This is a genomic window from Paenibacillus periandrae, assembly GCF_022458865.1.
Lineage (GTDB): Bacteria > Bacillota > Bacilli > Paenibacillales > NBRC-103111 > Paenibacillus_S > Paenibacillus_S periandrae.
In genome coordinates this window covers 1-23,552 of record NZ_JAJNMU010000015.1, presented here as the reverse complement: position 1 = coordinate 23,552, position 23,552 = coordinate 1, and the positions used below count along the sequence as shown (strand labels likewise).

The 23,552-nt window shown below is 43.1% G+C and carries 17 protein-coding genes, 11 tRNA genes and 1 rRNA gene; 1 reads left to right on the top strand and 28 read right to left on the bottom strand.

Annotation, left to right across the window (positions count from 1 at the left end; translation table 11 throughout):
* Window positions 1–11 precede the first annotated feature (11 nt).
* From LRL21_RS24345 to LRL21_RS24335, 3 genes are read right to left on the bottom strand one after another with little or no spacing between them, the layout of a single operon-like run.
* Complete coding sequence (locus LRL21_RS24345; protein WP_240418376.1) at window positions 12–233, bottom strand: hypothetical protein; 222 nt, start codon at window positions 231–233, stop codon at window positions 12–14.
* A complete protein-coding gene (locus tag LRL21_RS24340; protein WP_240418375.1) occupies window positions 226–1,062 on the bottom strand; it encodes a TnsA endonuclease N-terminal domain-containing protein in 837 nt (278 codons plus the stop codon). The genes LRL21_RS24345 and LRL21_RS24340 overlap by 8 nt, the downstream gene beginning before the upstream one ends.
* The gene (locus LRL21_RS24335; RefSeq protein ID WP_240418374.1) at window positions 1,059–1,394 is read right to left on the bottom strand and encodes a Mu transposase C-terminal domain-containing protein; all 336 of its coding nucleotides are present in this window, start codon (window positions 1,392–1,394) and stop codon (window positions 1,059–1,061) included. Before LRL21_RS24335 ends, LRL21_RS24340 begins: the two co-directional genes overlap by 4 nt.
* 233 nt (window positions 1,395–1,627) lie before the next feature.
* Between LRL21_RS24335 and LRL21_RS24330 the strand changes: the two genes are divergently transcribed.
* Complete coding sequence (locus LRL21_RS24330) at window positions 1,628–2,980, top strand: hypothetical protein (RefSeq protein ID WP_240418373.1); 1,353 nt, start codon at window positions 1,628–1,630, stop codon at window positions 2,978–2,980.
* Window positions 2,981–3,139: 159 nt separating this feature from the next.
* Here LRL21_RS24330 and LRL21_RS24325 read toward each other — a convergent pair whose 3' ends face one another.
* From LRL21_RS24325 to rrf, 25 genes are all read right to left on the bottom strand, one after another.
* On the bottom strand, window positions 3,140–4,147 hold the full coding sequence (locus LRL21_RS24325) for a hypothetical protein (RefSeq protein WP_240418372.1): 1,008 nt from the start codon (window positions 4,145–4,147) through the stop codon (window positions 3,140–3,142).
* Between the two features lie 46 nt (window positions 4,148–4,193).
* Window positions 4,194–7,544, bottom strand: a complete 3,351-nt coding sequence (locus LRL21_RS24320; RefSeq protein ID WP_240418371.1) for a DEAD/DEAH box helicase family protein — start codon at window positions 7,542–7,544, stop codon at window positions 4,194–4,196.
* 36 nt (window positions 7,545–7,580) lie between these two features.
* Window positions 7,581–8,756 (bottom strand): restriction endonuclease subunit S, encoded by a 1,176-nt coding sequence (locus tag LRL21_RS46355; protein WP_240418370.1) that lies wholly within the window; start codon window positions 8,754–8,756, stop codon window positions 7,581–7,583.
* Window positions 8,749–10,218: a type I restriction-modification system subunit M gene (locus LRL21_RS24310; protein ID WP_240418369.1), complete on the bottom strand. Its 1,470-nt coding sequence runs from the start codon at window positions 10,216–10,218 to the stop codon at window positions 8,749–8,751. Before LRL21_RS24310 ends, LRL21_RS46355 begins: the two co-directional genes overlap by 8 nt.
* 280 nt (window positions 10,219–10,498) lie before the next feature.
* Window positions 10,499–10,810, bottom strand: coding sequence for a helix-turn-helix domain-containing protein (locus LRL21_RS24305; protein ID WP_240418368.1), 312 nt, complete (start codon window positions 10,808–10,810; stop codon window positions 10,499–10,501).
* A 183-nt stretch (window positions 10,811–10,993) separates the two neighbouring features.
* Window positions 10,994–12,823, bottom strand: a complete 1,830-nt coding sequence (gene glmS / locus LRL21_RS24300; RefSeq protein WP_240418367.1) for a glutamine--fructose-6-phosphate transaminase (isomerizing) — start codon at window positions 12,821–12,823, stop codon at window positions 10,994–10,996.
* Window positions 12,824–13,342: 519 nt separating this feature from the next.
* Entirely contained in the window at window positions 13,343–14,683 is a 1,341-nt protein-coding gene (gene glmM, locus LRL21_RS24295; RefSeq protein ID WP_240418366.1) for a phosphoglucosamine mutase, read from the bottom strand.
* Window positions 14,684–14,723: 40 nt separating this feature from the next.
* Window positions 14,724–15,956, bottom strand: coding sequence for a CdaR family protein (locus LRL21_RS24290; RefSeq protein ID WP_240418365.1), 1,233 nt, complete (start codon window positions 15,954–15,956; stop codon window positions 14,724–14,726).
* A gap of 1 nt (window position 15,957) precedes the next feature.
* Window positions 15,958–16,764, bottom strand: coding sequence for a diadenylate cyclase CdaA (gene cdaA / locus LRL21_RS24285; protein WP_240418364.1), 807 nt, complete (start codon window positions 16,762–16,764; stop codon window positions 15,958–15,960).
* Window positions 16,765–16,904: 140 nt separating this feature from the next.
* Entirely contained in the window at window positions 16,905–17,516 is a 612-nt protein-coding gene (locus LRL21_RS24280; RefSeq protein ID WP_240418363.1) for a zf-HC2 domain-containing protein, read from the bottom strand.
* A 79-nt stretch (window positions 17,517–17,595) separates the two neighbouring features.
* Window positions 17,596–18,162 (bottom strand): RNA polymerase sigma factor SigW, encoded by a 567-nt coding sequence (sigW, locus tag LRL21_RS24275; protein ID WP_076238085.1) that lies wholly within the window; start codon window positions 18,160–18,162, stop codon window positions 17,596–17,598.
* A 149-nt stretch (window positions 18,163–18,311) separates the two neighbouring features.
* Window positions 18,312–19,025, bottom strand: a complete 714-nt coding sequence (locus LRL21_RS24270) for a DMT family transporter (protein ID WP_240418362.1) — start codon at window positions 19,023–19,025, stop codon at window positions 18,312–18,314.
* Window positions 19,026–19,265: 240 nt separating this feature from the next.
* A complete protein-coding gene (ppc, locus tag LRL21_RS24265; protein ID WP_240418361.1) occupies window positions 19,266–22,055 on the bottom strand; it encodes a phosphoenolpyruvate carboxylase in 2,790 nt (929 codons plus the stop codon).
* 149 nt (window positions 22,056–22,204) lie between these two features.
* A tRNA-Gly gene (locus LRL21_RS24260) sits at window positions 22,205–22,278 on the bottom strand.
* 32 nt (window positions 22,279–22,310) lie between these two features.
* Window positions 22,311–22,387: transfer RNA gene (locus LRL21_RS24255), tRNA-Pro, on the bottom strand.
* An 18-nt stretch (window positions 22,388–22,405) separates the two neighbouring features.
* Window positions 22,406–22,482 (bottom strand) — tRNA-Arg (locus LRL21_RS24250).
* Between the two features lie 15 nt (window positions 22,483–22,497).
* A tRNA-Gly gene (locus LRL21_RS24245) sits at window positions 22,498–22,572 on the bottom strand.
* Window positions 22,573–22,579: 7 nt separating this feature from the next.
* Window positions 22,580–22,659, bottom strand: a tRNA-Leu gene (locus LRL21_RS24240).
* 12 nt (window positions 22,660–22,671) lie between these two features.
* Window positions 22,672–22,747, bottom strand: a tRNA-Lys gene (locus tag LRL21_RS24235).
* 6 nt (window positions 22,748–22,753) lie between these two features.
* Window positions 22,754–22,828 (bottom strand) — tRNA-Gln (locus LRL21_RS24230).
* A 17-nt stretch (window positions 22,829–22,845) separates the two neighbouring features.
* Window positions 22,846–22,921: transfer RNA gene (locus LRL21_RS24225), tRNA-Thr, on the bottom strand.
* A gap of 58 nt (window positions 22,922–22,979) precedes the next feature.
* A tRNA-Glu gene (locus LRL21_RS24220) sits at window positions 22,980–23,054 on the bottom strand.
* Between the two features lie 6 nt (window positions 23,055–23,060).
* Window positions 23,061–23,136 (bottom strand) — tRNA-Thr (locus LRL21_RS24215).
* A 3-nt stretch (window positions 23,137–23,139) separates the two neighbouring features.
* Window positions 23,140–23,215, bottom strand: a tRNA-Asn gene (locus LRL21_RS24210).
* Between the two features lie 7 nt (window positions 23,216–23,222).
* Window positions 23,223–23,339: ribosomal RNA gene (gene rrf / locus LRL21_RS24205) — 5S ribosomal RNA — on the bottom strand.
* Window positions 23,340–23,552 lie beyond the last annotated feature (213 nt).

The following is a 23,552-nucleotide window of genomic DNA, read 5'->3' as shown; positions in this document are numbered from 1 at the left end:
AATTATCCAATTCACAAACGTACTTCTAGATCGACTATCTTTCCGCTACATTTATCAACGACGTTGCATATGACAGGTCTTCCGATAAAATACTTAGCTGAATCCGATCTATCTAAATATACATCTGCCAAAATAACGTCAATTTCAAATGCTTGTCTTGGCCCCTTCAAAGCCTCGGTATCTGACACAATCACGCATCCTTTTTCACCATTAAAGCTAACTTTTTTATTCATACTCACTCCCTCCATTTATCTCATTATTTTTATATACTTTTAATGGCTGAAGTGTAGGAACGATTATTTTATTCATATCAACTCCCCAAAATCGATTTGCGATTAAATGACGTACTACAAACATACAGGTTCCCTGATCTAGTCCTTCACTTTCATCATATTGCAAAGTCGTTTTAGCTAATGGCATTTCCTCCTTTTGAATGGCTTTATATAGCATTGGTTCAAGTTCTGTAATAAGCTGTTTTGAAATCTGATTGCCATCTAATCCTTTTGCTGAATGCAACCACTCAACATTTTTGACAAGTTCATAGTTTATTTGAGCCTCAGTAATTAATGCCCAGTCGATTCCTGAATCCTTAAAGAATCTTTTTTCTATCTCGAACTTCTCCAAAACCCTTTTATTTAACTTAGACTTTGGTTTAATAGTATGTGCAACAAACCTAATGTCATCTTGCTTTTGAACGCTTAACAACATATCAGTCGTCATTACAATGGGGTTCTTTGTCTTCGGGTCAACAGGGTGTTTAATGCCTAATTTATCTGCGATAAAGAGTGTCTTTTCTAGCGGTAAAAGTGGAAATTGTTCGCGTATATCAGCGCAGTTGAGAGCCCATTCCATTTGATAATGATGTGCCAATTCAAAATGCTCCGAGAAATAGTGATGCAATCGGCCACTCTTCCACCCTAAAATTCGAGTTACTACTCCTTGTGAGGGTACATCATGAATCGTTAACCATGGTTTGTAATCTGTGAAATGTCCTTTTCCTCTTCCTTCCTTAATTCTTTTATCAATCACTGTTTGTGTTGTTTTCCTCTGCCTTTTACTCATCTATTTTCCACCTTTCTTTTTGTTTCTCTTATTGATTTAAGCTTTTGAATACTTTCAAAATACCTCTCAAGTTTTGAGTTACACACTTCTTCACGAACTAAAAGATAGGCAACATCCGTTTCCTCAATTTCAAATCTAGAGTTGACTAGTTGAATCCAGATTTTTGATAGATCGCTATTGTTATATAAGACCATAATTTGAGTTTCCCCATGAAGTTTGGCATATTCATACCATTGTTCGCTAATAGCTCGACTGCATGAGTAATACAAACTATTAAAACTAATTCCCCGAGAAGTAATAGTAGCGATTCCAATAGAGTTATAGCTTTCCATACAGCACCATCCAATTAGTTATTTTGATCACACCTCCAGTTATATCCAATATTATAGGAAAAAATTCAATAAAATATTGGATACTCGATATTTTATTGAATTCAAGTTCTTTATTTATCCTAATCTCTTTTTTATGGTTGTTGCGTTAATAGTATTATAGGGAATATATTAATAAGCGTATGGCGCAACATTGCTTGAAATTGGCGCAAATTTCGATGACTGGAGGAACGAGCATGTCGATTAAAATAGAGGATTATGAAACAAATCATACAACTTGGCGCGAAGAGTTTGAAAAAGCATATGTAGAATGGGTAGACCTTGAGCTTATTGCTGCTTTATTGAAATCTATCGATTCGTCAATACGTTTTCTTTGTAAGGCTGTCCAAGATGAATCTAGATGGCCATCAAGAATAAATAAATCCCTTCGGACTGTCAGTTATCCAAGAATTAGGGATGTAGCTGATTTCTTTGGGATCCCGCCATGGTTTCTTTTTTATCATAAAGAGAAAAATAATAAAATAATGGCACTATTTAATAACATAGACACATCATTAAAGCCCATTGAATTACCATATTTCAGTGAATATGATGTTGAAATTTATTATGACTTCCTAGAAGAGCTAGAGAAGAGAGTAAGATCAACAGAGGATTTTCATTTTTTATCAGAAAAACTACAGAATTTACAAATGAGTAAAAGTTATAACCACATTGTCTCGGGGAATTGGAAGGCTGTCTTTAGCCTTTTTCACGATATTCATCGAGACTTTGCCGGTGGAGCCACATTTTGGTATAGAGATCCAATTGGTACAGTGAGTGGGGATTTACGAGTAAGTTTTATAACTGACCCTCAGAACAAACGTCGATTTATTAAGTCAGGCTGGCTATCGATTAAAATCAAAAAACAAACTGATAAAGGTTCAACAACTATTGATAATTTCATTAATACAGTAGTGACTGATATGGAATGGATATTTGATCAGAAGCCTTGGACATTCGAAATTGACGATACTATGTTATTAACTTGGCATACTTTGCGAACTTCCAATGAACAATTTGATCTTATTTCCTCTCTAATCAATAGGCAACTTCCTGAAGCGAATTTTTCAATTAACATTGGGGAGAGGTACGATGGAATAGCTTCCGCATTGTTGCAACGTAGCAATCCATTTGAGGAGTTTATTCAAATAATTAAGTCAGATGTGCAGAATACTCAAAAATTAAAAGCAACACGTAGGAAGAATAGTCTTCAGTTACTACTTGATAAAGGGATAATTAATAATGGTGATCATATCTCATTAATCCCTTCAAGTAAGTCCCAGTACCAATTTAATAACGAGCTTATTTCAAAGGCAACAATCAATTTGGAAGATGGTAAACCCACAGTCAGATGGTCTTATGATAACAAAGTCTATTCCATTTCTAGACTAACGCAGTTAATTCTTACAGAAATTGCGCAACAAACCCACCTAAGCAATCACCATCTGAATGGAACGAAATATTGGCTGTTAAACGGAACAGATAAATCTTTATACGCTATGGCTGAAGATAGTTTGAAATTGTATCAATCACCGGATCTTCCTTCGTAAATTGAAACAAATACTTTAACGACATTACATATTATGAACGCTCGACTATGCCAACGTCAGAAAATAAAAAAGGTACAATAACCTCATTTTTTTTTGAGGTACTGTACCTTTTTTTAATTAGACTTTTTCAGAAGCCTCGCAGAAGCACAAGGTTTTTAACTACTTCAAAAAATACCTTACTACCTTTGTCGAACTTGCTCCACTTGGAGTATCATTAATGATTTCAAAGTTAAAGGCACCAAGCGATACCATTGCACTGCAGATAGAAGGCATTCGGTTGGCTAGCTTAAGATTCTTATGAATATCACCAGACCTTAAATCGATGATTGTACCACCTTGAGCTTTAGCTTGATTTAAAACTTCAATAATGTATTCTCGAATACTTCCAGTTGATAAAGCGTTTTTGCTTACTGATTTAACTTGAACACTACCTCTCGCTAAATAAAAACCAGCAATGAATTCATCAACTTTCTTCAGCTCTTCACTATAGTCATCCGGATTATCCATGAAATATCCGACCTGCCAGAAATACATATCAACTAGCTTCATCGGGGTATAGGCTGAACCATCTTCTCTAAATAAACGTTGACACTTTTCGAACTCATCACGATTTAGATTGTAGAAATCTACGATCTCCATTAATGATTCTTCGTCAAACTGTTGTTTTATCTCATGTCTTTTTAATGCAGCTTTTAAATATCGATCGTATGCTGGAACATTGCCATATACACCTAGCAAAATTTTTGAAGCCAATGTATCTGTTACACTTACCGTTTTATCTTCACCATTAATCTGAGGAATGTTGTTGATATACGAGTTTGTTGTATCTTGGATTAGTTCATTTATTCCTTCGATACTTATCTTATTCATGTTTAGGTGAAGCTCTCGATCATAGTGCTTATGATAGTGAGATTTCGTAACTACATCCTTTAGAAAGTACTCATGTACGCGATAATCTTTTTGGAGTAAAAATGCCCCTCCACGCAACATCCCCCAACTCGCTAAGTAAAATGCCAAGTGAAGACATCCGTGATCCAGTATTGCTTCATCCCCAATGGAAATAAAGTTTTTATTGAAATATCGATAGCAATGCTCCCACGATTTATACCTATGATGCTTATCAAGCCTTGAAAGCTGATGATATTTTGAAATAACATCAAAAATCATACTTCTCCTCTTTCCGCAATACCGATTTATTCCACACATCTCCGTACTAACTCAAGATCTTAACCGCATTCTCCTTGATCTGATTAACCATCTCCACAAGCCGCTTTTGCTTCGTGCCATCAAACAGCTTGATAAAGCTCTGGGGTTTATCGAACGGCGGCTTAATAAGCTCCGATACATTGTCGATGTAGCCATTCTGCACGATATAATCGATGACCTTTTTCACAAAAACGATTTGCGCCTGGCTTAATGACTGATCATTAATAAATTCCGAGAATGCAACGGTCGCTGCCTCATATTCAAGTTTAGCGATTTTACGTACCAGTAGACCAAACGGCGTGTTCTGGTACTCCCGTTGATAATCCTCAGCTGTACCTAACTCGCCTGTGAAAATCTTTTCTAAACTTTCGTAGTCGAGAGCAGTAAGCGGAATATTATTACGAAGCTTATGAATAGCCAGCGTGTCACGGTTTTTCTCAATATAACGATTAACCTTCAGCTTGTAGTCTTCAAAATCATAGGCCTGATACATTTCTTTGCCTTCATGAATGCTAGTTACTTCATCGGCAAGGTTTGTATAGATCGGGTTTTTGCCGCCACCCTCATCCACAATAAACTTGAGAAGACTACGAAGCTCCACACGCACCTTTTCAAAATTCAGCAAATCAGAGCTCTGCCAGAATTCGTCCGTTCCAATCGTGCTTATGAGCGCTATCTTTTCCTTAATCTGCGGAATCGTAGCACGCATTAATAGGTTCGAAGAAACTTCAATCAGTTGCTTCTTAGCCTTATTCAGTTGCGCCGAACCCTCAATCTGAGCGAGCATGAGTCCATACATGAAATTATCAAAGCGTTTGGCATACTCATCCGTATCATCCATGTAAACAATAGGTGCAAGATAGGAAATCAGGTTGCTCTTATCTCCATCGGACAGGCAAACGAAAGCAGCCCCATGCTTATATTTTTCCACATATTGCAGTTGCATTTTCACCGAGATTAGCTCCATATTCAATGCCTTTATCTGCAATAGGACCTTATCGATCAGTTCCGAACGAATGGCTTGATAGGGTTCATCGATGAAGGTGGACTGTTGTGTATGATGGATCAACCGAACCCGCTTCGCAAAGATCGCTTCAGACAAGCTGTGAGATTCATTCCCCTGCAATCCTTCCTTGTGTTGACGGAAAAATTCGAAGTTCCCTAGATAATCGAAAATGACAAAACGCGTCTTATCTTCTCCCTCTCCGAACAAGTTCTTACGAAGCCTTGTCCCGCGGCCAATCATCTGCCAGAATTTCGTCTTAGAGCGAATGCGTTTGAAGAACACCAAATTCACAATATCCGGAACGTCGATCCCCGTGTCCAGCATATCCACAGATACCGCGATATGCGGCTCTTTGCCAGGAACCTTAAAATCATCGATAATGCTCTGCGCATAGCTGTCATCCGAAATGATTCGCTTGGCAAAACTACCGTTATACTGCGGATAAAGTTTATCGAAACGCTCAACGATATATTGCGCATGCTTTTTATTTTGCGCGAAAATGATCGTTTTCCCCAGCCTGTCGCCGCCTGCCACCTTGATCCCCTTGGTCATCAGATCCTCTAGAACTCTATCAACTGTAGCTTGGTTAAAAATAAATTCATTCACCTCAGGGGAGGGAATAAACTCAGGCATCTCACCGTCTTCATCTGTGAAATCTTCTTCATAACGCGCCTTATCTTCTGTAGAAAGATCGTCATAGCTAATTCCCTGCTCCAGGAACTTCGTTGTGATCTCGATATTATGGTAGGGAACCAGCACATGATCAATCTCTACCGCTGTCTCATAGGCATACGCATAAGTTGGCACGCCGCTCTCCATCTCGAAGAAGTCGTACGTATTATGATCAACATCCGTCTTAGGCGTCGCCGTCAATCCCACGATAAGACCATCAAAATACTCAAATATCGTCCGATATTTCTTGAAAATACTTCTGTGCGCCTCATCTACCACAATCAGATCGAAATGCGCAGGAGTAAATAGACGCTTTCCATCATCGCCTTTTGCCTTATCTATGGCGTTCAACATCGTCGGATAGGTCGAAAATACAATGCGAGCGGTCTTATCATCCTTATTGCTCAGCAAATTACAAAGGGACATATGAGGTAAGTAGTTTTTGAAGTCGTCCTTCGCCTGCTTAACCAATGCTGTTCTGTCTGCTAGGAACAACGTATTGGTTACATAGCCGCCGCGGGATAGCACATCCGTCAAGCTGGATGCGGTTCTCGTCTTCCCTGTACCTGTGGCCATCACGAGAAGCGCACGTCTATGACCTGTTGTTATATGCTCACCTACCGCACGAATCGCTTCCTTCTGGTAGTAACGGTCTGTGATTTTATCGTCAATGATGACTTCATCCAACACCTTACGTTCAATGCGGCGGTTCATCAGCTTTTCCAAGTCAGCCTTTGAAAAAATACCACTCACCTTACGCTGTGGAGAAGTTACGTCATCCCATAGATTAGTTTCAAAACCATTCGTGGTGAACATCATCGGCCGTCTGCCGGTCATCTTCTCGAGACAGTCCGCATATAACTTCGCCTGATGAGTGCCAATCTTCGGATCCTTCGAAGTACGCTTCGCTTCAATGATTGCAAGGGGCAAGCCATCTTTGCCATACAAAACATAATCCGCATAGCCCTTCTCCTCATGATTAGGCATGCCGTACAGCTCTACTTCTTCCTTCACATCATCGCCAAATGTCCAACCCAGCAGCTTCAACTCAACATCAATATATCTTTTGCGTGTTTTAAATTCAGTAATATCCTCAGGGGTAAAATGCCGCTGCGCTTGATGCTGATCTTTGTCAGCTGTGAGCCGATCGCTCATTGCTGCAATTTTGGCACGGAGCGCCTCGATTTCGGAATCCTTCTGTTCGATTAAGCTATCCTTCTCTTTGATCTTAGCTTCGTCGAGAACGACCTTCTCCGCTGGGATGTTCGCTTCATTGAAGGAGCGTTCCTCGTAGCTCGCGCCGTAGCAATAGTCGATCCATTGTACGAACTCAAACAAAGAGGCTAGGGACAATAAAGCATCGCCTCGGCTAACCGACTTGTTGGTATGTACAGCAAGGTTGCCCAGATTAATGATATAAGGCAGCTTCCCCCATGTCTGGTTCTCCATGGCGAATCTGAAAGAAGGCTCATGAATCAATGACTGCAAATTGTCCTTATAGGGCATCGTGATCGTATTATCAGCGGCGTATACCCATTTGACCGCAAGCTCAAAAGCCTTCCGGCTACCCACAGCCGCCATCGCAGGAGAGGTCGCAAGTACCCGCTCCGCCTCGATACAAGCATTAGCAAATAATGCATATTCCGTTTTTCCCTGTAAGAATTCAAAATTAGCAGTCATTGGATTCATTCACCTCATGGATAAAATAAAGAATCGTTACTTGAAAAACTCGCTCATCAAACTATCGAACAGGCATTGAGTTTCGTCAATCGCCTTCTTAACGAGAGTTTTTTGCTCCTCAATTTTAGTTACCAAGCAAGAAAATTTGTTCTGTAGTTCGAGAGGCGGTAATGGAATAGTCATAGCCTTGTATGCCCCAACATTAAAATGTTGTTGAGCCGCACCACTAGTCCCCACAACTATTTGATTTTTTCCATGCGGAAAGTTTGTAAAAGCGCATAGATATAACGGATTAATTTTCATCAAATTTGGTCTGGCAATTATAATATCAACAGCATTACAACCGGCATACTCCGCAGTAACAACGCATGAAGTACCGGGATTACCCGATCGAACTACAAGTACATCCCCTGTTTTCAAAATAGATTTGTTGTTTGTTTTATGGCCTTCAGGTGTGAAAAATATCCAACTTTTATCACGAACACTCATTTCACCAACGTTCAGAGAGCGAAATGTTTTTACTCCATTAGATTCCTGTGTGTAATACTGCGCAGGCTTTATAACCACGCCAACTGTTACCTTCGCAACATTTTCAATAGTCGTACAGTCCCATTTATCAAACTCATTCTCATTACCAAACATCTCACGAAAAGTCGATTTGATAAGGTTATCCAGCTCCGCAAGCTGCTGTTTGCGCATAGCAAGCAATTCTGCAGCGGTGTCTAATGTTTTGGCGATTTGCATTTGTGTTTGGAGTGGCGGGATTGGTATTTCTAAATCTCCGATGTTTTTTAATGATAAGTTTAATTGTGCTACCCCTTGCTGTTGCCTTTGAAATTGATTATATACACCTTCAGATTTCAAAACATACTGTATATATCTTGGATATGACTCACTTGTTGATAGCCTAATTATAGCCAATGCTTGGTTTGTATTTGCAGGTAAAATGTCTTTTGTAACAATTGTTGTTCTCCCTAATGCACCAGCAATCGAAAATAAGATATCATTTTCAAACAATATGGAACGTTTCATCTTAACATTACATTCATCAGAAATATGTTGAAATTTATTCAATATAAAATCGCCATTTTCGGCAATGCTTTCAACTTTAACAAAATTAATTCCCTCATCTTGGAAATTAAAACCTATAGTCATGGGCGTTGTACCTTTTGTAATAACGCTCGTTATCTCTGATAATTTTACCCTATTCACCCAAAAGCCCCCTCAATTCCTCCATTTTGGCAGCAATATCAAGGTTCAACCCATCAAGCCGAGCAATAATCACTTCCGGTTTATCGTACTCCACCTTTTCGTAAACGACTTCCTTATATTTGTTAATCGACAAATCATACTCATTGGCCTCAATCGCAGCCTTATCCACCAAGAAGCTCGCCTCAGTTGGCTTGCGATCCAGTTCACCCTCAAGGTTATGGAAACGAGCAAGAATATCGGGAATATCATTCGCTTCAACTGGAGAACGTTTATCATCCAACGAAAAGCCATCAGCTTTCATATTATAGAACCATACCTTATCCGTACCACCAGCACCCGTCTTTGTAAACACAAGGACAGCCGTGCTCACACCAGCATATGGCTTAAACACACCGCTCGGCATGGAGATAACCGCTTGAAGCTGATGATTCTCGACCAGTTCTTTACGGAGGGCTTTGTGTGCCTTAGTAGAACCGAACAAAACGCCGTCCGGTACAATACAAGCACAGCGACCGCCCTTACGGAGAATTCGCAAGAAGAGTGCAACGAATAGAAGCTCCGTCTTTTTGGTATCACAGACTGTCTTCAAGTTATCGTTAATGCTCTCGGCATCAACCGTACCCGTGAATGGCGGATTGGCAAGAACAATATCATATGCGGAGGAAATGCTATTCTGCTTGGAAACACTGTCCAAGTAATCGATATGAGGCTGGTTAATCGAATGAAGCATCAGATTCATAGCGGATAGACGCAGCATCGTTCGGTCCGTATCAAACCCAGAGAACATCTCACCGGCAAAATGCTCCCACAGCTCGCTAGTCATCTCAGCCTCGAAATTCTCTCGGATATATTCCGACGAAGATACCAGGAAGCCCGCGGTACCGCAAGCTGGGTCACAAATCTTATCATTAGGCGTAGGAGCAAGCAGCCGAACCATCATATCGCGAATATGTTTCGGCGTTCTGAACTGGCCGTTCTGTCCGGCTGAAGCCAACTTACCGAGCATATACTCGTAGAGGTCGCCCTGCATATCCAAGTCTTTAATATCGTGTTCATACAGCTCATCTAGGCCTGTAATCATCTTTTGCAATACTTGAGGAGTTGGCACTAGGAACATAGCATCATGCATATAACGCGAGAAGGCAGTCGTATTCGCTCCATTCATCGTTTTAATAAAAGGGAACACCTCCGTACTGACAATATCATAAATGATACGAGGATCTTTCGTTTTAAATTTGCTCCAACGCATGTTCTGCCCGTCTTCGTCCTGTGGGAAAATTTTCGGCAGACCTTCACCGCCCAATGCCTCAAAGCTCTCATTTTCCAGTTCCTTCTCATCTAGGGAACGAATGAACATCAGGTAGGTAAGCTGCTCTATAACGGTTAATGGGTTGCTAATACCGCCTGCCCATATATCTGACCATATTTTATCAATCTTATTACGAACTTCTCCTGTTAGCATTGTATTGCTCCTATCTGTAACTTATTAGTTCTATAGACTTATTCCACAATTAAAGAGAAAACCCCTTCATTCGACAGGGGTTTTCCATAATTATTTATCATTTAGATGATACTATTTTGTCAGCAAGCATACGTTCGTATATAGAAACTCCGACATCTGAAATGAATATGGTGGAATCATATAACAGTACTAAGAAACAACTAATTATGAAACTCAGTATCGAGAAATATTCAAAATTATAAATTTAGCATAATGTCATTTACCAACAATATAAAGTCACTCAATATCGACTTAATTTTAACTTTATGAAATCAATGATTTCATCTTGATCAGTACTTTTTAACTTATCAAAATGTTCTAATATGTTAGCCTCTTTTTCATTGACTTCCGTGATTCCGAAAGTCTTACCTGCAGCACTCTTCGTTCCAATAAGAATCCATTCAACATCCGTCTCGAATCCTTCAACAATCGCGAGAATAGTATCAACCGATGGCTTATATTTGTCTTGTTCCAGCTCACTGAGCGTTGCTTGAGATATTCCAATCCGATTTGAGAAATCTACTTGACTAATCTTATTCAACTTTCTAATCATTTTAATCCGGCTGCCTATTGTTGTTTCGATATGTATCACTCCTTAAAAAAATAGTCCCGATGAATGATAAAACTCATCGGGACTGAATTAGAGGTTCACGACTTTTTTTACTGGTTCACAACTTTTTTTACTGGTTCACAACTTTTATATCACCAGACAAAAAGAAGGGGTTTCCCCCTCCTTTTATTCAACCGTAACGCTCTTCGCCAAATTCCTTGGCTTATCAACGTCATTACCGCGTGCAAGCGAAGCGTAGTAAGCCAACAACTGCAATGGAATGACAGACAATGCCGGGCTAAGCAGCGGGATCGTCTGCGGGATCTCCAGCATTTGATCCACAGCTTTGCCAAGCACTGTCTCACCTGCTGTATGAATACCGAACACATAAGCTCCGCGTGCTTTAACTTCCTTGATATTACTCACTGTTTTCTCGAATAGATCCGGCTGTGTCGCCAAGGCGATAACAGGAATGCCCTCTTCGATCAGAGCCAATGTGCCGTGCTTCAATTCACCTGATGGATAAGCTTCGGAATGAATATATGAAATCTCCTTCAGCTTCAGCGAGCCTTCCAATACAACCGCATAATCGATGCCGCGGCCTATGAAGAACAGATTATTGTGTGTGGCGATTTGCTCTGCGCATTCCTTGACAACCTCAGCATGCTCCAGAATCTGCTCAACCTTTTCCGGAAGCTGCTTTAGCTCAGCAACAACGTCAGCAATGTAAGCTTCATCCTGTGTTCCCAACGTTTGTGCCAGGTACAATCCGAACAAATAAAAAGCGATGAGCTGCGAGGTATATGCTTTTGTAGAGGCTACCGCAATTTCCGGTCCTGCCCACGTTACAATCACATCATCAGCTTCACGTGCTACAGAGCTGCCCACAACATTCGTAACGGCTACTACACGCGCACCGCAGCGTTTGGCTTCACGCAGCGCGGCCAAAGTATCTGCTGTCTCTCCAGACTGGCTGACAACCACTACAAGTGTGTTAGGTGTAATAATCGGCGAACGGTAACGATATTCCGAGGCTACATCGGTTTCCACTGGAATACGAGCCAGCTTTTCAATAATGCTTTTACCGACCATACCTGCATGATACGCCGTACCGCAGGCCACGATATGAACCTGTTGAATGGACTTGATGTACTCGTTGGTCATCTTTAATTCGTTCATGACAACCTTCTTGCCTGTTGGGTCAATTCGGCTGCCCATTGTATCCCGATAAGCCTTCGGCTGCTCATAAATTTCTTTTAGCATAAAATGATCAAATCCGGCTTTTTCAGCTGTAATAATATCCCAATCGACATGAAATAATTCCCGGGAAATAAAATTCCCCTCAAGCGTCATTAATTCGACACCCTCTGAGGTCAAAACTGCCATTTCACCATCGTTCAAAATATATACGTTGCGCGTGTGATCAAGAATTGCCGGAATATCGGATCCAATGAAATTCTCACCTTCACCTACACCAATAATTAAAGGACTGAAGAAACGGACTGCAACCAGCTTCTCAGGCTCATACTCCGTTAACACACCTAATGCAAAAGCACCGGTCATCCGGGTAATCGCCTTTTGCACCGCCTTGACGATATCACCTTCATAGAGGCTGGAAATAAGGTGGGAGATCACTTCCGTGTCAGTCTCAGACACGAACACATGACCTTGGGCTGTTAATTCTTCTTTTAAAGTCATGTAATTTTCGATGATCCCATTGTGAACCACAGAAAATTTACGCGAATTATCGGTGTGCGGATGAGAGTTCACATCGGAGGGTTTACCGTGTGTTGCCCACCGCGTATGCCCAATCCCGATTGAACCCGTTAAAGGCGCCCCATCAAGCACCGCTTCCAAATTGGCCAATCTGCCCTTGGATTTAGTGACCTGCAATCCATCTTGCGTATATACGGCCACACCTGCGGAATCATAACCGCGATATTCTAATTTCTTCAAGCCTTCAATCAATATATTTTGAGAATTACGTTTACCAACGTATCCAACAATACCACACATAGGGATAGAACCTCCTGCATATTTAAAAAAACGATTATTCCGAAATTGTTATGTCATTCATCGGTCATGCTGGAGTCTTGTACACACAGTCACCCATGTGCTTTGCATTCCAACTTAACGGTAGAGCCGCTACCGGAAGGTCCCCGCCGAATATTCCGAACACCTTCACCTCGTCAACTTGCAAGCGGCTGCCTGCGGGACACCATCCATACCAAGCCCGACATCTGTTATTTGAACAGCTTGTCTCTAAAAGCTTGAATTGCTTGGCTATCTTCCCATGGCACCCTCACAAGTTCTGGCGCTATTCATACGTAACCTCGACCCTCCTGTTCCTTCCTGAATAAAAAGCTTATTAACATCTTATTCATTTTATGTGTAGAGTGCAACACTAATTTTCTTTTAAATTCCGACAGCCTCAGCGACAAAAGCCCTCTAATGACAAGCATTAGAGGGCTTTCGACCCCTTTCTCCATAAGTCCTTATCCACAAGCCTATAAACCTTGTCGGATATAGTAAACTTTAGGAAAGTTCTTTTTCAATAATCGCTGCCAAATCGTCTACATAAGCCTCAACCTGAATCTTATCCGGTCCTTCAGCCATGACACGAATCAACGATTCCGTTCCCGAAGGTCTCACTAAGACACGACCATTATCACCAAGCTCCTGCTCGACTTTCAGGATCGCCTGCTCAATGACGGGGTTCCCCTGCCACTTGCTCTTATCCTTTACTCTTACATTAACCAGCTTTTGGGGGTATTTACGCATAATTCGCTTCATTTCCGTTAGCTTTTTGCCGGACAACACCAAGGTATCCATCAACTGCAATGCGGTCAAAATACCATCACCCGTTGTGTTGTAGTCAAGGAAAATCACATGCCCAGATTGTTCGCCACCCAGATTATAGCCATTCTTACGCATTTCCTCCATCACATAACGGTCACCTACCGCCGTTTTGGCAGCCTTCATACCTACCGCTTCAATGCCTTTAAAAAACCCGATATTGCTCATCACCGTCGTTACAATCGTGCTCTGCTGCAATTGCCCGGCTTGATTCAACGCATGCCCGCAAATGCTGAGAATATAATCCCCATCCACTTCCTCACCGGTTTCATCAATCGCGATTAAGCGGTCTGCATCCCCGTCAAAGGCAAAGCCGATGAATGCGCCATGCTCCAGCACTGCTTTTTGCAAAGCTTCTGGGTGGGTAGACCCACAATGATCATTAATATTGCATCCATTCGGCTCAGCGCCCACTGTGATAACCTCAGCGCCCAACGCCTCGAATACTTTGGGTGCAAGCTCATAGGCAGCTCCATGCGCACAATCCAGCACGATTTTATAGCCTTTAAAAGAGGACTTAACACTCGCCTGCACATAATCCAGATATGCATATTTAGCCTGTTCGTCGTCCACAGCCGTACCGAGATTAGCACCTGTAGGCCGCGGCAATTCATCTTGCTCTGCATCCATTAACCGTTCGATTTCAAGCTCGGTTTCATCAGACAGCTTAAAGCCATCACCACCAAAAAACTTGATGCCATTATCCTCAACCGGGTTGTGTGACGCCGAAATCATCACACCTGCATCTGCTTTAAGCTTACGTGTCAAATAGGCAATTCCCGGTGTCGATACAATGCCAATACGTATTACATTAGCGCCGATCGATAATAATCCCGCTACCAACGCAGCTTCCAGCATCGAGCCGGATATTCTGGTATCACGCCCGATAATAACTGTGGGCTTGTCAACCTGACCTGCGAGCACATAACCTCCGCAGCGGCCAATTTTATAGGCTAGCTCAGCTGTTAATTCCTGATTTGCAATCCCCCGAACACCATCGGTTCCGAAATATTTCCCCATTTATTTGTTATCTCCTTCAATTATCATTTTGCGACATCTGTTATTTTTTTGCACTGATTTCGACTGTAGCTTTAAAATCCTGCGGTGTACTCTTTTTGATAAACGTAGGCAGGTTCCAGCTTACAGGGATTTCATAGCGGCCAGGAGGCATATTGCTCACATCGAGAATGGCCTGAACATCCTGCACCTTCACCTTATCCAATATAGCGGGTGCACCTTCAGCAACAAAATTAATTTTACCCGTTTCGGGAAGCACAACCTTCGTATCAAACCCATCATTTTGACCAATGATGGACAGCGGCACCTGCTCAAGGGTCTTGGTAGCAGATGCTACAATATTGATCTTCACCTCTACCTTGGCGGGGTCCAGCTGTGTCGCCTTGTTCCGCAGCGGAATATCCAGATTCAACGTGTATTCCTTTTCTTCCTTCAAGTCAGCGAGATTAATATTAGGGCCCTCATAAAACTCCAAACGGTTCAATACATCCTGTGTCCCGAATACCGTTACTTTGTCTACGTTTTGCACCAGAGAAGCAACACTGAATCCTTTGGGAGGCTCACCTGACAGCTTCAGCTGCAGGGGCACCGTCGTAAATGGACTTGTAATCGGAACCTCCACCTCGACAACAGCCGGATTGATGGTAGCTAACTCCATCGTTTTGCCTGTTTTGTCGTAAGCGACCAACTTGGCTTTATTCGACACAGCGGACTGTGCTTTCTCTACATTCACTTCGGCTCTGACCGATTCTACAGCATCTATACTACCACTGGGGAGCGTCACTGTCACTTTATTCGGTTTCACGATAGGCTGCCCCGCCTTCAAACCCACAGCAGGCATCCCTGTTACATTAATCGTTACCGGCATCTGCTTATTGGACTTCTCATCGATGACAACCTTGGCGTTTGAAGGACTGACCCTCACCGTAACACCGCTTGGAAAACCAACGGGAGTCAAAGGAACAATCCGCTCTCCCTTACCCAAATTCGTCAAATCGACCTCTACCGAATATTTGCTGAGCATTGCCTTTTTCAAAGCTGCTTCCTTGCCGCTTAATGTCACAATAACCTCGGCAGGGTCCATCGTTTGCACATAAAATTGGTTACTATCGTATTTAGGCGTTACCGTTACATTGGAAATTTGCTCTTCCCTTACCCCATTATTACTCGTTCCTGGCAAGGTGTTATCTTCCATATGTACCACAGCCCATAATAAAATACCGATAACAAGCGCCAAAATTTTTACTACATTTGTATTACGCAGCCAACGATCCATATTACCAAAACCTCCATTTCCAAATGGAGTTTTTTTCCTTGGTTTTGTTCTTGTTTTTCAGCTCTTCAAAAAGCTTGGAAAGCAGGGCTTCTTCCTTAATATCACGAATAATATGACCGTTGAGCGCCAGTGAAATTTGACCGGTTTCCTCCGATACAATCACACATACAGCGTCCGATACCTCACTCATCCCAATCGCCGCCCGATGTCGGGTACCCAGCTCCTTGCTTATAAAAGGATTCTCCGACAGCGGCAGGTAACATCCCGCAGCCATCAAACGATTGTTGCGCACGAGAACCGCCCCATCATGCAAAGGGGTATTCGGTATGAATATATTAATTAGCAGCTCCGAGCTGATATGCGACTCAATAGCAATTCCAGACTCAATGTAGTCATTTAAACCGGTTTCCCGCTCAAAAACGATAATGGCCCCAATTTTACGGCGAGCCAAATAATCTACAGCCTTGATGACCTCGCCGACCCGCTTATTCAATTCGTTGTCTGTCTCTGTAGGTGTCCGGCTGAACAGTGCGCCCCGACCCAGCTGCTCCAATGCGCGACGCAGTTCCGGCTGAAATATGATAATGACCGCCAGTACCCCGAAGGTAAACATCTGATTCATCATCCATTGAAGCGTGCTCAGCTTGAACCAGGTACTCAGTGCCCAAGTCACAACAACGACAAAGATCCCTTTTAACAGTTGAATCGCCCTTGTTCCACGAACAAGTAAAATCAGCTTATATATGACGTAGCTTACAATGAGTATATCTATAATATCTTTTATGTTGATGGCTGTTATATAGTCCATCGTATCTGCCCCCAAACGACACGCGGCTTGATTGTTTCTTGAATGTTTTTTGATGATCCTTAAATCATACCATAATATGAGGAAAAATCCTCCCTTTCAAGATATCTTTAAGGAAGGATTTTTGAAATGATCCATATGTCCTATTTGACCTGTGATATCTTGGATGCCAAACCGTTCATTTTAAACCATAACCAGCCAAAGGCTTCATCTATTTGTGTAATTTGACCCGAAATATGAGCCGTTGAAGCGAGAATGACTGATCCTTGAACAACAACAATATCCCCTTCAATATCCCCATCTACCTGCAGCTTGCCGTTTTCGACCATAATATTGCCTGCAACCTTCTTCCCAACAGGTACATATACGGTATTACCCTGGATGACAACGGATTGAAGATCCGTACCTTTCACGATAAGCTCCGAGTTCTCATTCCACATCGACATGAAGCTACCAGTCATCACAAGTACGAATACAGCAGCCACTGAGATACCCGGATGATTCCGTATCCACTGCCTCCAGAGGCTTCTTTGCTTCATCGGAGGTAAAGCTGCCATGATCCTTTCCGTTAGTCCGGCAGAGGCCTCTACGCGGGGCCAAGACTGAATAAGAGCCTCGACTCGCTCCAAATGCTGGAGCCGCATCTTACAGGTTGGACAGGTCAGCAGATGCTCCTTAAGCTCCAAAGCTTCCGGACCCTTAAGACTGCCGTCCATATATTCATGTATCAAAGGGAGGGCTTCCTTGCAATCCATAGCGAGCCACTCCTTTCCGTTTACATAGTTACTTGTGTAATACATACGTAAAAACGTGCAAGATGTTTCAAAAATAAGTTTACAAAACCCGTTCCAACTTTTTCCTCAAAAATTCCCGACCCCGATGTAGACGTGTTTTGATTGTTGTCACTGGCATGGACAATACATCACTGATCTCCTGAAGCGACAAGTCCTGCAAATACCGCAAAATCACAACCGATTTGTATTTCTCCGGCAAAGAATCTATCGATTTACGAATTTCCGTTTGTGTCTCGGATAATACAACCTGTTCATCAGGTGTATCCTCAAGACTGGGCAGCGTTGAATACCAATCGGTACCTTCACCATCCTTCATCTCGGCATCCAGGGAGTAAGTGGCTTTACGTTTGCGGAGACGATCGATACAAAGATTCGTTCCGATCCTGTAGATCCATGTCGAAAACTTTTGAAACTCATCATACCTGTCGAGGTTGGTAAACACCCTAAGGAATGTTTCCTGCACAATTTCCTCTGCCTCATGTCTGCTATGCAGCATTCTGTAGGCAAGATGGAAAATTTTATCCTTATATAGCTCCACCAGCTCGGCAAAAGCAGCTCTGTCTCCCTTACGAGCTAATTTGGCGAGCCTCACATCCATCTGCTCCAACCGACATTCCTCCAAACTTCCGATCCACAACCTACATCGTTCATGCGCTTGATTCCGGAATCTTCAGGACACTTTGCGTTTCTCGGCTACTACAATTCCTGTCAATATTAAGAGCATACCAAACCATTGTACACCATGTACAGCTTCATTCAAAAAGAACAGTGAAGCCACAATACCGACAGGTAATTCGATAGCTCCAAGCATCGCTGCAAGGTACTTCCTATCCGTGGTATTCCTACCATAAATGCAATCGTAGGCAGTGCTTGACCCAATCCGCCCAGCCCCAATCCCCATAATAGTAATGACCCTCCTCCAGTTTGAAAAAAGACTACTGGTGGATAAATCAGGTACAATAAAGGTAGTGAGCCGGTAATCATAACAGCCGATTTCATAAAAGGGTGCAGGTGTGTCTCCATCCTGCCAGCCATGAATAGGAAGAAGCCGTAAGTCAGTGCAGCTCCGATCCCGCAAATAATACCTAAATAAGTGAATCGGCTCCAGTCCGCCTCGAAGGACTCCACAGCACATAACGTCCCTAACATAATCATCATTACGGCTATCCACTGATTACGTTCCGGCCATTTACGATTGGCTATCGAATCCATTAAGATCGTTATCCAGGTAAACTGAAATAATAGGACGATGGCAACCGTTGCATCCATTTCCGACAAAGCTGTGTTATAGAGAAGTGTTGAAGCCGTCAAACCAAACATGCCAACTAACGAGAGCTTGATCCATGAACCCTTGAATGGATTTCCCCATGCTTGTCGCTGAAGCAGCACGAGCAGCCATAATAAAGCCGCACCTGCCGTCATTTGACTCGCTGTAATCTGAAACTCATTCCAACCGTCATGATATGCCATTTAATAAGCGGAGACAAAATTCCGTAGCTTGAAGCCCCTACGATGACCAGCACAATTGCAAACCATCTTGAATTCAAGCCTTAATCCTCCTTGCGTTTACCTGAAAAGCTGCCAGCACGACTCAAAAAAAGCCAGGCAGCTCAATCTCAGGCTACCTGACTCTACAATGAGCAGACGATAAATGATGTTTGTTATAGCTTGCCTACCGCTTATCCTATCGTAATCCCGACTAATCGTAGATCAGCCAGTATTCCGTAGTCCTGCAGCGATGCCGTTAATCGTTAACAATACTTCGCGTATGAGCAGCGTATCGTCCTCGTCGCGTTCTCTTTCGGCCCTCAGCTCAGTTACGAGTTGAACCTGCAAATAGCTTAACGGATCTACGTAAGGGTTACGAAGTCGGATTGATTCTTGAATGACCGGCACATTATCCAAAATTTCTTGCTGACCGCTAATCTTCAAAATCAAATCAGACGTCTTTTCGTATTCTTCCTTGATTTCATTAAAAATACGCTCAGCAATAGCAGCATCCTTGATCATACTGCCATACTCCTTAGCAATCAACAAATCTGCTTTGGCCATTGCCATTTGCAGATTATCAATCAAGGAGCGGAAGAACGACCAATTTTCGTACATATTTTTCATAATCGTCAAGTTCTCTGCTTTATCCTGGTAAAAGCTGTACAGACCTGTACCGGCCGCATACCAAGCTGGAAGCAAATAACGGCTTTGTGTCCAGGCAAATACCCAAGGAATGGCACGAAGATCTTCAAATCGATCACTATTTTTACGCTTCGATGGACGGGAGCCGATATTTAGCTCACCAAGCTCCGGAAGTGGTGTAGACTCTTTAAAGAAGGTCAGGAAATCCGGGTCACGGAAAATCAGGTCTTGATACTTCGTCTGCGCTTTTTCCGAAATATCGCGCATAATTGTTTCCCACTGCTCCTCAGACTCTTCAGTCTGTGGATTACGAGCATTCAGTGCTGCAATGAGCAATGCAGAGGTTGCTTGCTCCAAGCTGCGATAAGCTATGCCCTTCATGGAATAACGGGACGATAATACCTCGCCTTGCTCCGTTATCTTAATGCCTCCACCAATCGTATCGGCTGGTTGTGCCAGAATACTGCGGTTCAATGGCATTCCCCCACGTCCGAGCGCACCGCCGCGGCCATGGAAAAACTTCAGCTTCACGCCATTCTCAGACGCGGCCTCTGTAATCGAGCGCAATGCCACTCTCAATTCCCAGTTCGCTGTAATCACACCGCCGTCTTTATTGCTGTCGGAATAGCCCAGCATGATTTCCTGTAAGTGATTCGTGCTAACCAGGCTGTTCCGATATGCCGGGATTTGGTACAACGTCCTCATAATATCAGGCGCAGCATGCAAATCATCAATCGTTTCAAACAGCGGTACGGACTGCAGCGTGCATGTCACAGAACCATCGGCTTCCTGACGGTATAAGCCAGCTTCTTTACCGAACACAAGTACCTCCAGCAAATCACTGGCAGCCTCTGCCATACTGATCAAATAGCTGGACACACAGTTCACACCAAACTCCTGCTGCGCTTGCTTCACAACGCGGTATACATTCAAACATTCCTGAGTTGATTCTGAATAGTCCATGTATGGCGTAGTAATCGGTCTTGGTTCCGTTAATAAACCGCTCAGCAGCTTGATCTTATCTTCCTCAGCAAGCGCCGAATAATCCGGACAAATGCTCATTTTAGCTAAGATTTCTGTCATTGCTGCTTCATGCTCTTTACTATGCTGTCTAATATCCAGTGAAGCCAAGTGGAACCCGAACAATTCAACCTGACGGATCAATTTAACGACATAATCATCAGCAATGAAATCGGCAAAATGATTACGCAAGCTGCGGTCAATAATTTTTAAATCCGCAAGAAACTCATCAGGCGAATTATATTTTTGCAAATTATTAATGGATGAATCCGCAGCATTACGGATTTTTTGGAGCATATAGACAATTTTGATGCGATATGGTTCTTTTTCATTGCGCCATACTTCATGATTGCGCAGATCCAGATGCTCACGATCCACCTGAATCGAATCGAGCAATTCCTGAGTAACCTCTACGATATTTTTACTAAAGCTTAAATGTGTGGTGAACTCATTCAACAGCTCATCGTATTTTTGAAGGGCTAGCTTGCGGTGAAGCGTAAGTGTTTCCCAGGTCACCTTGGAAGTTACCGACGGGTTACCATCACGATCTCCGCCAATCCATGAACCGAATTTCATATAGATAGGCGCATGCCAGGATTCTTCAGGGTAATAAATTTGCAGACAACGCTCCAGCTCCTGATACACCTCTGGAAGCACGTCAAACAACGTTTCATCGAAGTAGTACAATCCATTGTGCACCTCATCGATAACCGTTGGCTTACGATCTCTCAGCTCGTCCGTCTGCCATAGAGTAATAACCTCACCCATGAGCTTATCCCGAAGCTGCTCCCGTTCCCGGAAGGTCAAATTAGGGTTGTCCAATTCCATCACTTGATTGGCAATGCGTTGATGAATATCCAATACGGCACGTCTTGTTGCTTCTGTAGGATGCGCCGTCATAACCAGCTCCAACGAAATACCTTGCAGCATTTCCTGTACTTCAGCTGCGTTAATCTGTTGATTCTTGAGATCGCGTACCACATCTTCAATCGATCCAGGCTGTACATTTTCACCAGCCGAACGCTCGTAATCACGTTTTCTGCGAATACGGTGATTCTGCTCAGCAATATTAATCAGTTGAAAATAAATCGCAAAAGCCCGGATCACCTGATGTCTATTTTCCGGTGCCAGTGAAGTGATCGTTTCTTTAAATTCGTCATACATCTCCGTAGAATATTGAGCACGCAGATTTTTACTCATTTCTCTAATATTCTCGACTATGGCAAGTAATTCATTGCCGCCTTGATGAACCAGAACTTCACCTAAAATATGTCCGAGAAATCGGACATCTCTACGCAGCAGGTTATTCGCAGTATTTTTGTTGATCGAACTGTTTGAATCCGACATGGTTCCCCTCCTGAGGCTTGCTTTACATAGCAATTTTCTTTGTAATGTCTTAGACCATAATGAGTATTTTAACACAACAGTACGCTGATATATAGTTTATTTATAGAGAAAATAAAAAAAGACCCGCTGGGTCTTATTGTCATTAAATATGGAGCGGGTGATGGGAATCGAACCCACGCTATCAGCTTGGAAGGCTGAAGTTCTACCATTGAACTACACCCGCTTACGTAAAACTCAAGATGATTCAAAAAATAATGGTCGGGACGACACGATTTGAACATGCGACCCCCTGGTCCCAAACCAGGTGCTCTACCAAGCTGAGCTACGTCCCGATGGTATAATAAACTAAATGGCGCGCCCTGAGAGATTCGAACTCCCGGCCTTTTGATTCGTAGTCAAACGCTCTATCCAGCTGAGCTAAGGGCGCCTATCAAGTTATTAATGGAGCGGAAGACGGGAATCGAACCCGCGACCCTCGCCTTGGCAAGGCGATGCTCTACCGCTGAGCCACTTCCGCAAAATACTGCGCGTAGAGGGACTTGAACCCCCACGGTCGCCCGCTAGATCCTAAGTCTAGTGCGTCTGCCAATTCCGCCATACGCGCGCATTCTATTAATGGTGAGACATGTAGGATTCGAACCTACGACACCCTGATTAAAAGTCAGGTGCTCTACCAGCTGAGCTAATGTCTCATACTATGGCTGGGGATCTAGGATTCGAACCTAGGGATGACGGAGTCAAAGTCCGTTGCCTTACCGCTTGGCTAATCCCCAATAATCGAAGTTAAATCTGGTGCCGCCGAGAGGACTTGAACCCCCAACCTACTGATTACAAGTCAGTTGCTCTACCAGTTGAGCTACAGCGGCTTAGTGAACGCTATGCTCAAGGCTGAATAATGCGTCCAATATTATGAAATTAATAATATGGTGACCCGTAGGGGACTCGAACCCCTGTTACCTCCGTGAAAGGGAGGTGTCTTAACCACTTGACCAACGGGCCTTACACTGGAGCTTCCAACCGGAATCGAACCGGTGACCTCATCCTTACCATGGATGCACTCTACCGACTGAGCTATGGAAGCAAGTGGCTCCCCGAACAGGACTCGAACCTGTGACAACTCGATTAACAGTCGAGTGCTCTACCAACTGAGCTATCAGGGAATATTAAGCTTGGCGACGTCCTACTCTCCCAGAACCCTGCGGTTCAAGTACCATTGGCGCTGAAGGGCTTAACGGTCGTGTTCGAGATGGGAACGCGTGGTTCCCCTTCGCCATCGTCACCAAACGGGATTTTTCGAAGTTATACGTCTTCGAAAAGGACAGGCAGCTCAAGGTTTGCACCCTGAAAACTAGATCCGAAACTTACGCATTACGCTTGAGCAGCGCGTCTCACTCGCTTTCGCTTGCAAGACTCTTTCTTGGATAAGCCCTCGACCGATTAGTATTCGTCAGCTCCATACCTTGCGGCACTTCCACCCCGAACCTATCTACCTCATCG

Excerpts from the sequence above, each read along its gene's own strand:
- LRL21_RS24270 (WP_240418362.1), bottom strand. The coding sequence starts at position 19,025 with ATGGCATATCATGACGGTTGGAATGAGTTTCAGATTACAGCGAGTCAA.
- LRL21_RS24345 (WP_240418376.1), bottom strand. The coding sequence starts at position 233 with ATGAATAAAAAAGTTAGCTTTAATGGTGAAAAAGGATGCGTGATTGTG.
- LRL21_RS24320 (WP_240418371.1), bottom strand. The coding sequence starts at position 7,544 with ATGACTGCTAATTTTGAATTCTTACAGGGAAAAACGGAATATGCATTA.
- LRL21_RS24310 (WP_240418369.1), bottom strand. The coding sequence starts at position 10,218 with ATGCTAACAGGAGAAGTTCGTAATAAGATTGATAAAATATGGTCAGAT.
- LRL21_RS24335 (WP_240418374.1), bottom strand. The coding sequence starts at position 1,394 with ATGGAAAGCTATAACTCTATTGGAATCGCTACTATTACTTCTCGGGGA.
- LRL21_RS24305 (WP_240418368.1), bottom strand. The coding sequence starts at position 10,810 with ATGATTAGAAAGTTGAATAAGATTAGTCAAGTAGATTTCTCAAATCGG.
- cdaA (WP_240418364.1), bottom strand. The coding sequence starts at position 16,764 with ATGGACTATATAACAGCCATCAACATAAAAGATATTATAGATATACTC.
- LRL21_RS24280 (WP_240418363.1), bottom strand. The coding sequence starts at position 17,516 with ATGGATTGCAAGGAAGCCCTCCCTTTGATACATGAATATATGGACGGC.
- glmS (WP_240418367.1), bottom strand. The coding sequence starts at position 12,823 with ATGTGTGGTATTGTTGGATACGTTGGTAAACGTAATTCTCAAAATATA.
- LRL21_RS24290 (WP_240418365.1), bottom strand. The coding sequence starts at position 15,956 with ATGGATCGTTGGCTGCGTAATACAAATGTAGTAAAAATTTTGGCGCTT.
- glmM (WP_240418366.1), bottom strand. The coding sequence starts at position 14,683 with ATGGGGAAATATTTCGGAACCGATGGTGTTCGGGGGATTGCAAATCAG.
- LRL21_RS24325 (WP_240418372.1), bottom strand. The coding sequence starts at position 4,147 with ATGATTTTTGATGTTATTTCAAAATATCATCAGCTTTCAAGGCTTGAT.
- LRL21_RS24330 (WP_240418373.1), top strand. The coding sequence starts at position 1,628 with ATGTCGATTAAAATAGAGGATTATGAAACAAATCATACAACTTGGCGC.
- ppc (WP_240418361.1), bottom strand. The coding sequence starts at position 22,055 with ATGTCGGATTCAAACAGTTCGATCAACAAAAATACTGCGAATAACCTG.
- LRL21_RS24340 (WP_240418375.1), bottom strand. The coding sequence starts at position 1,062 with ATGAGTAAAAGGCAGAGGAAAACAACACAAACAGTGATTGATAAAAGA.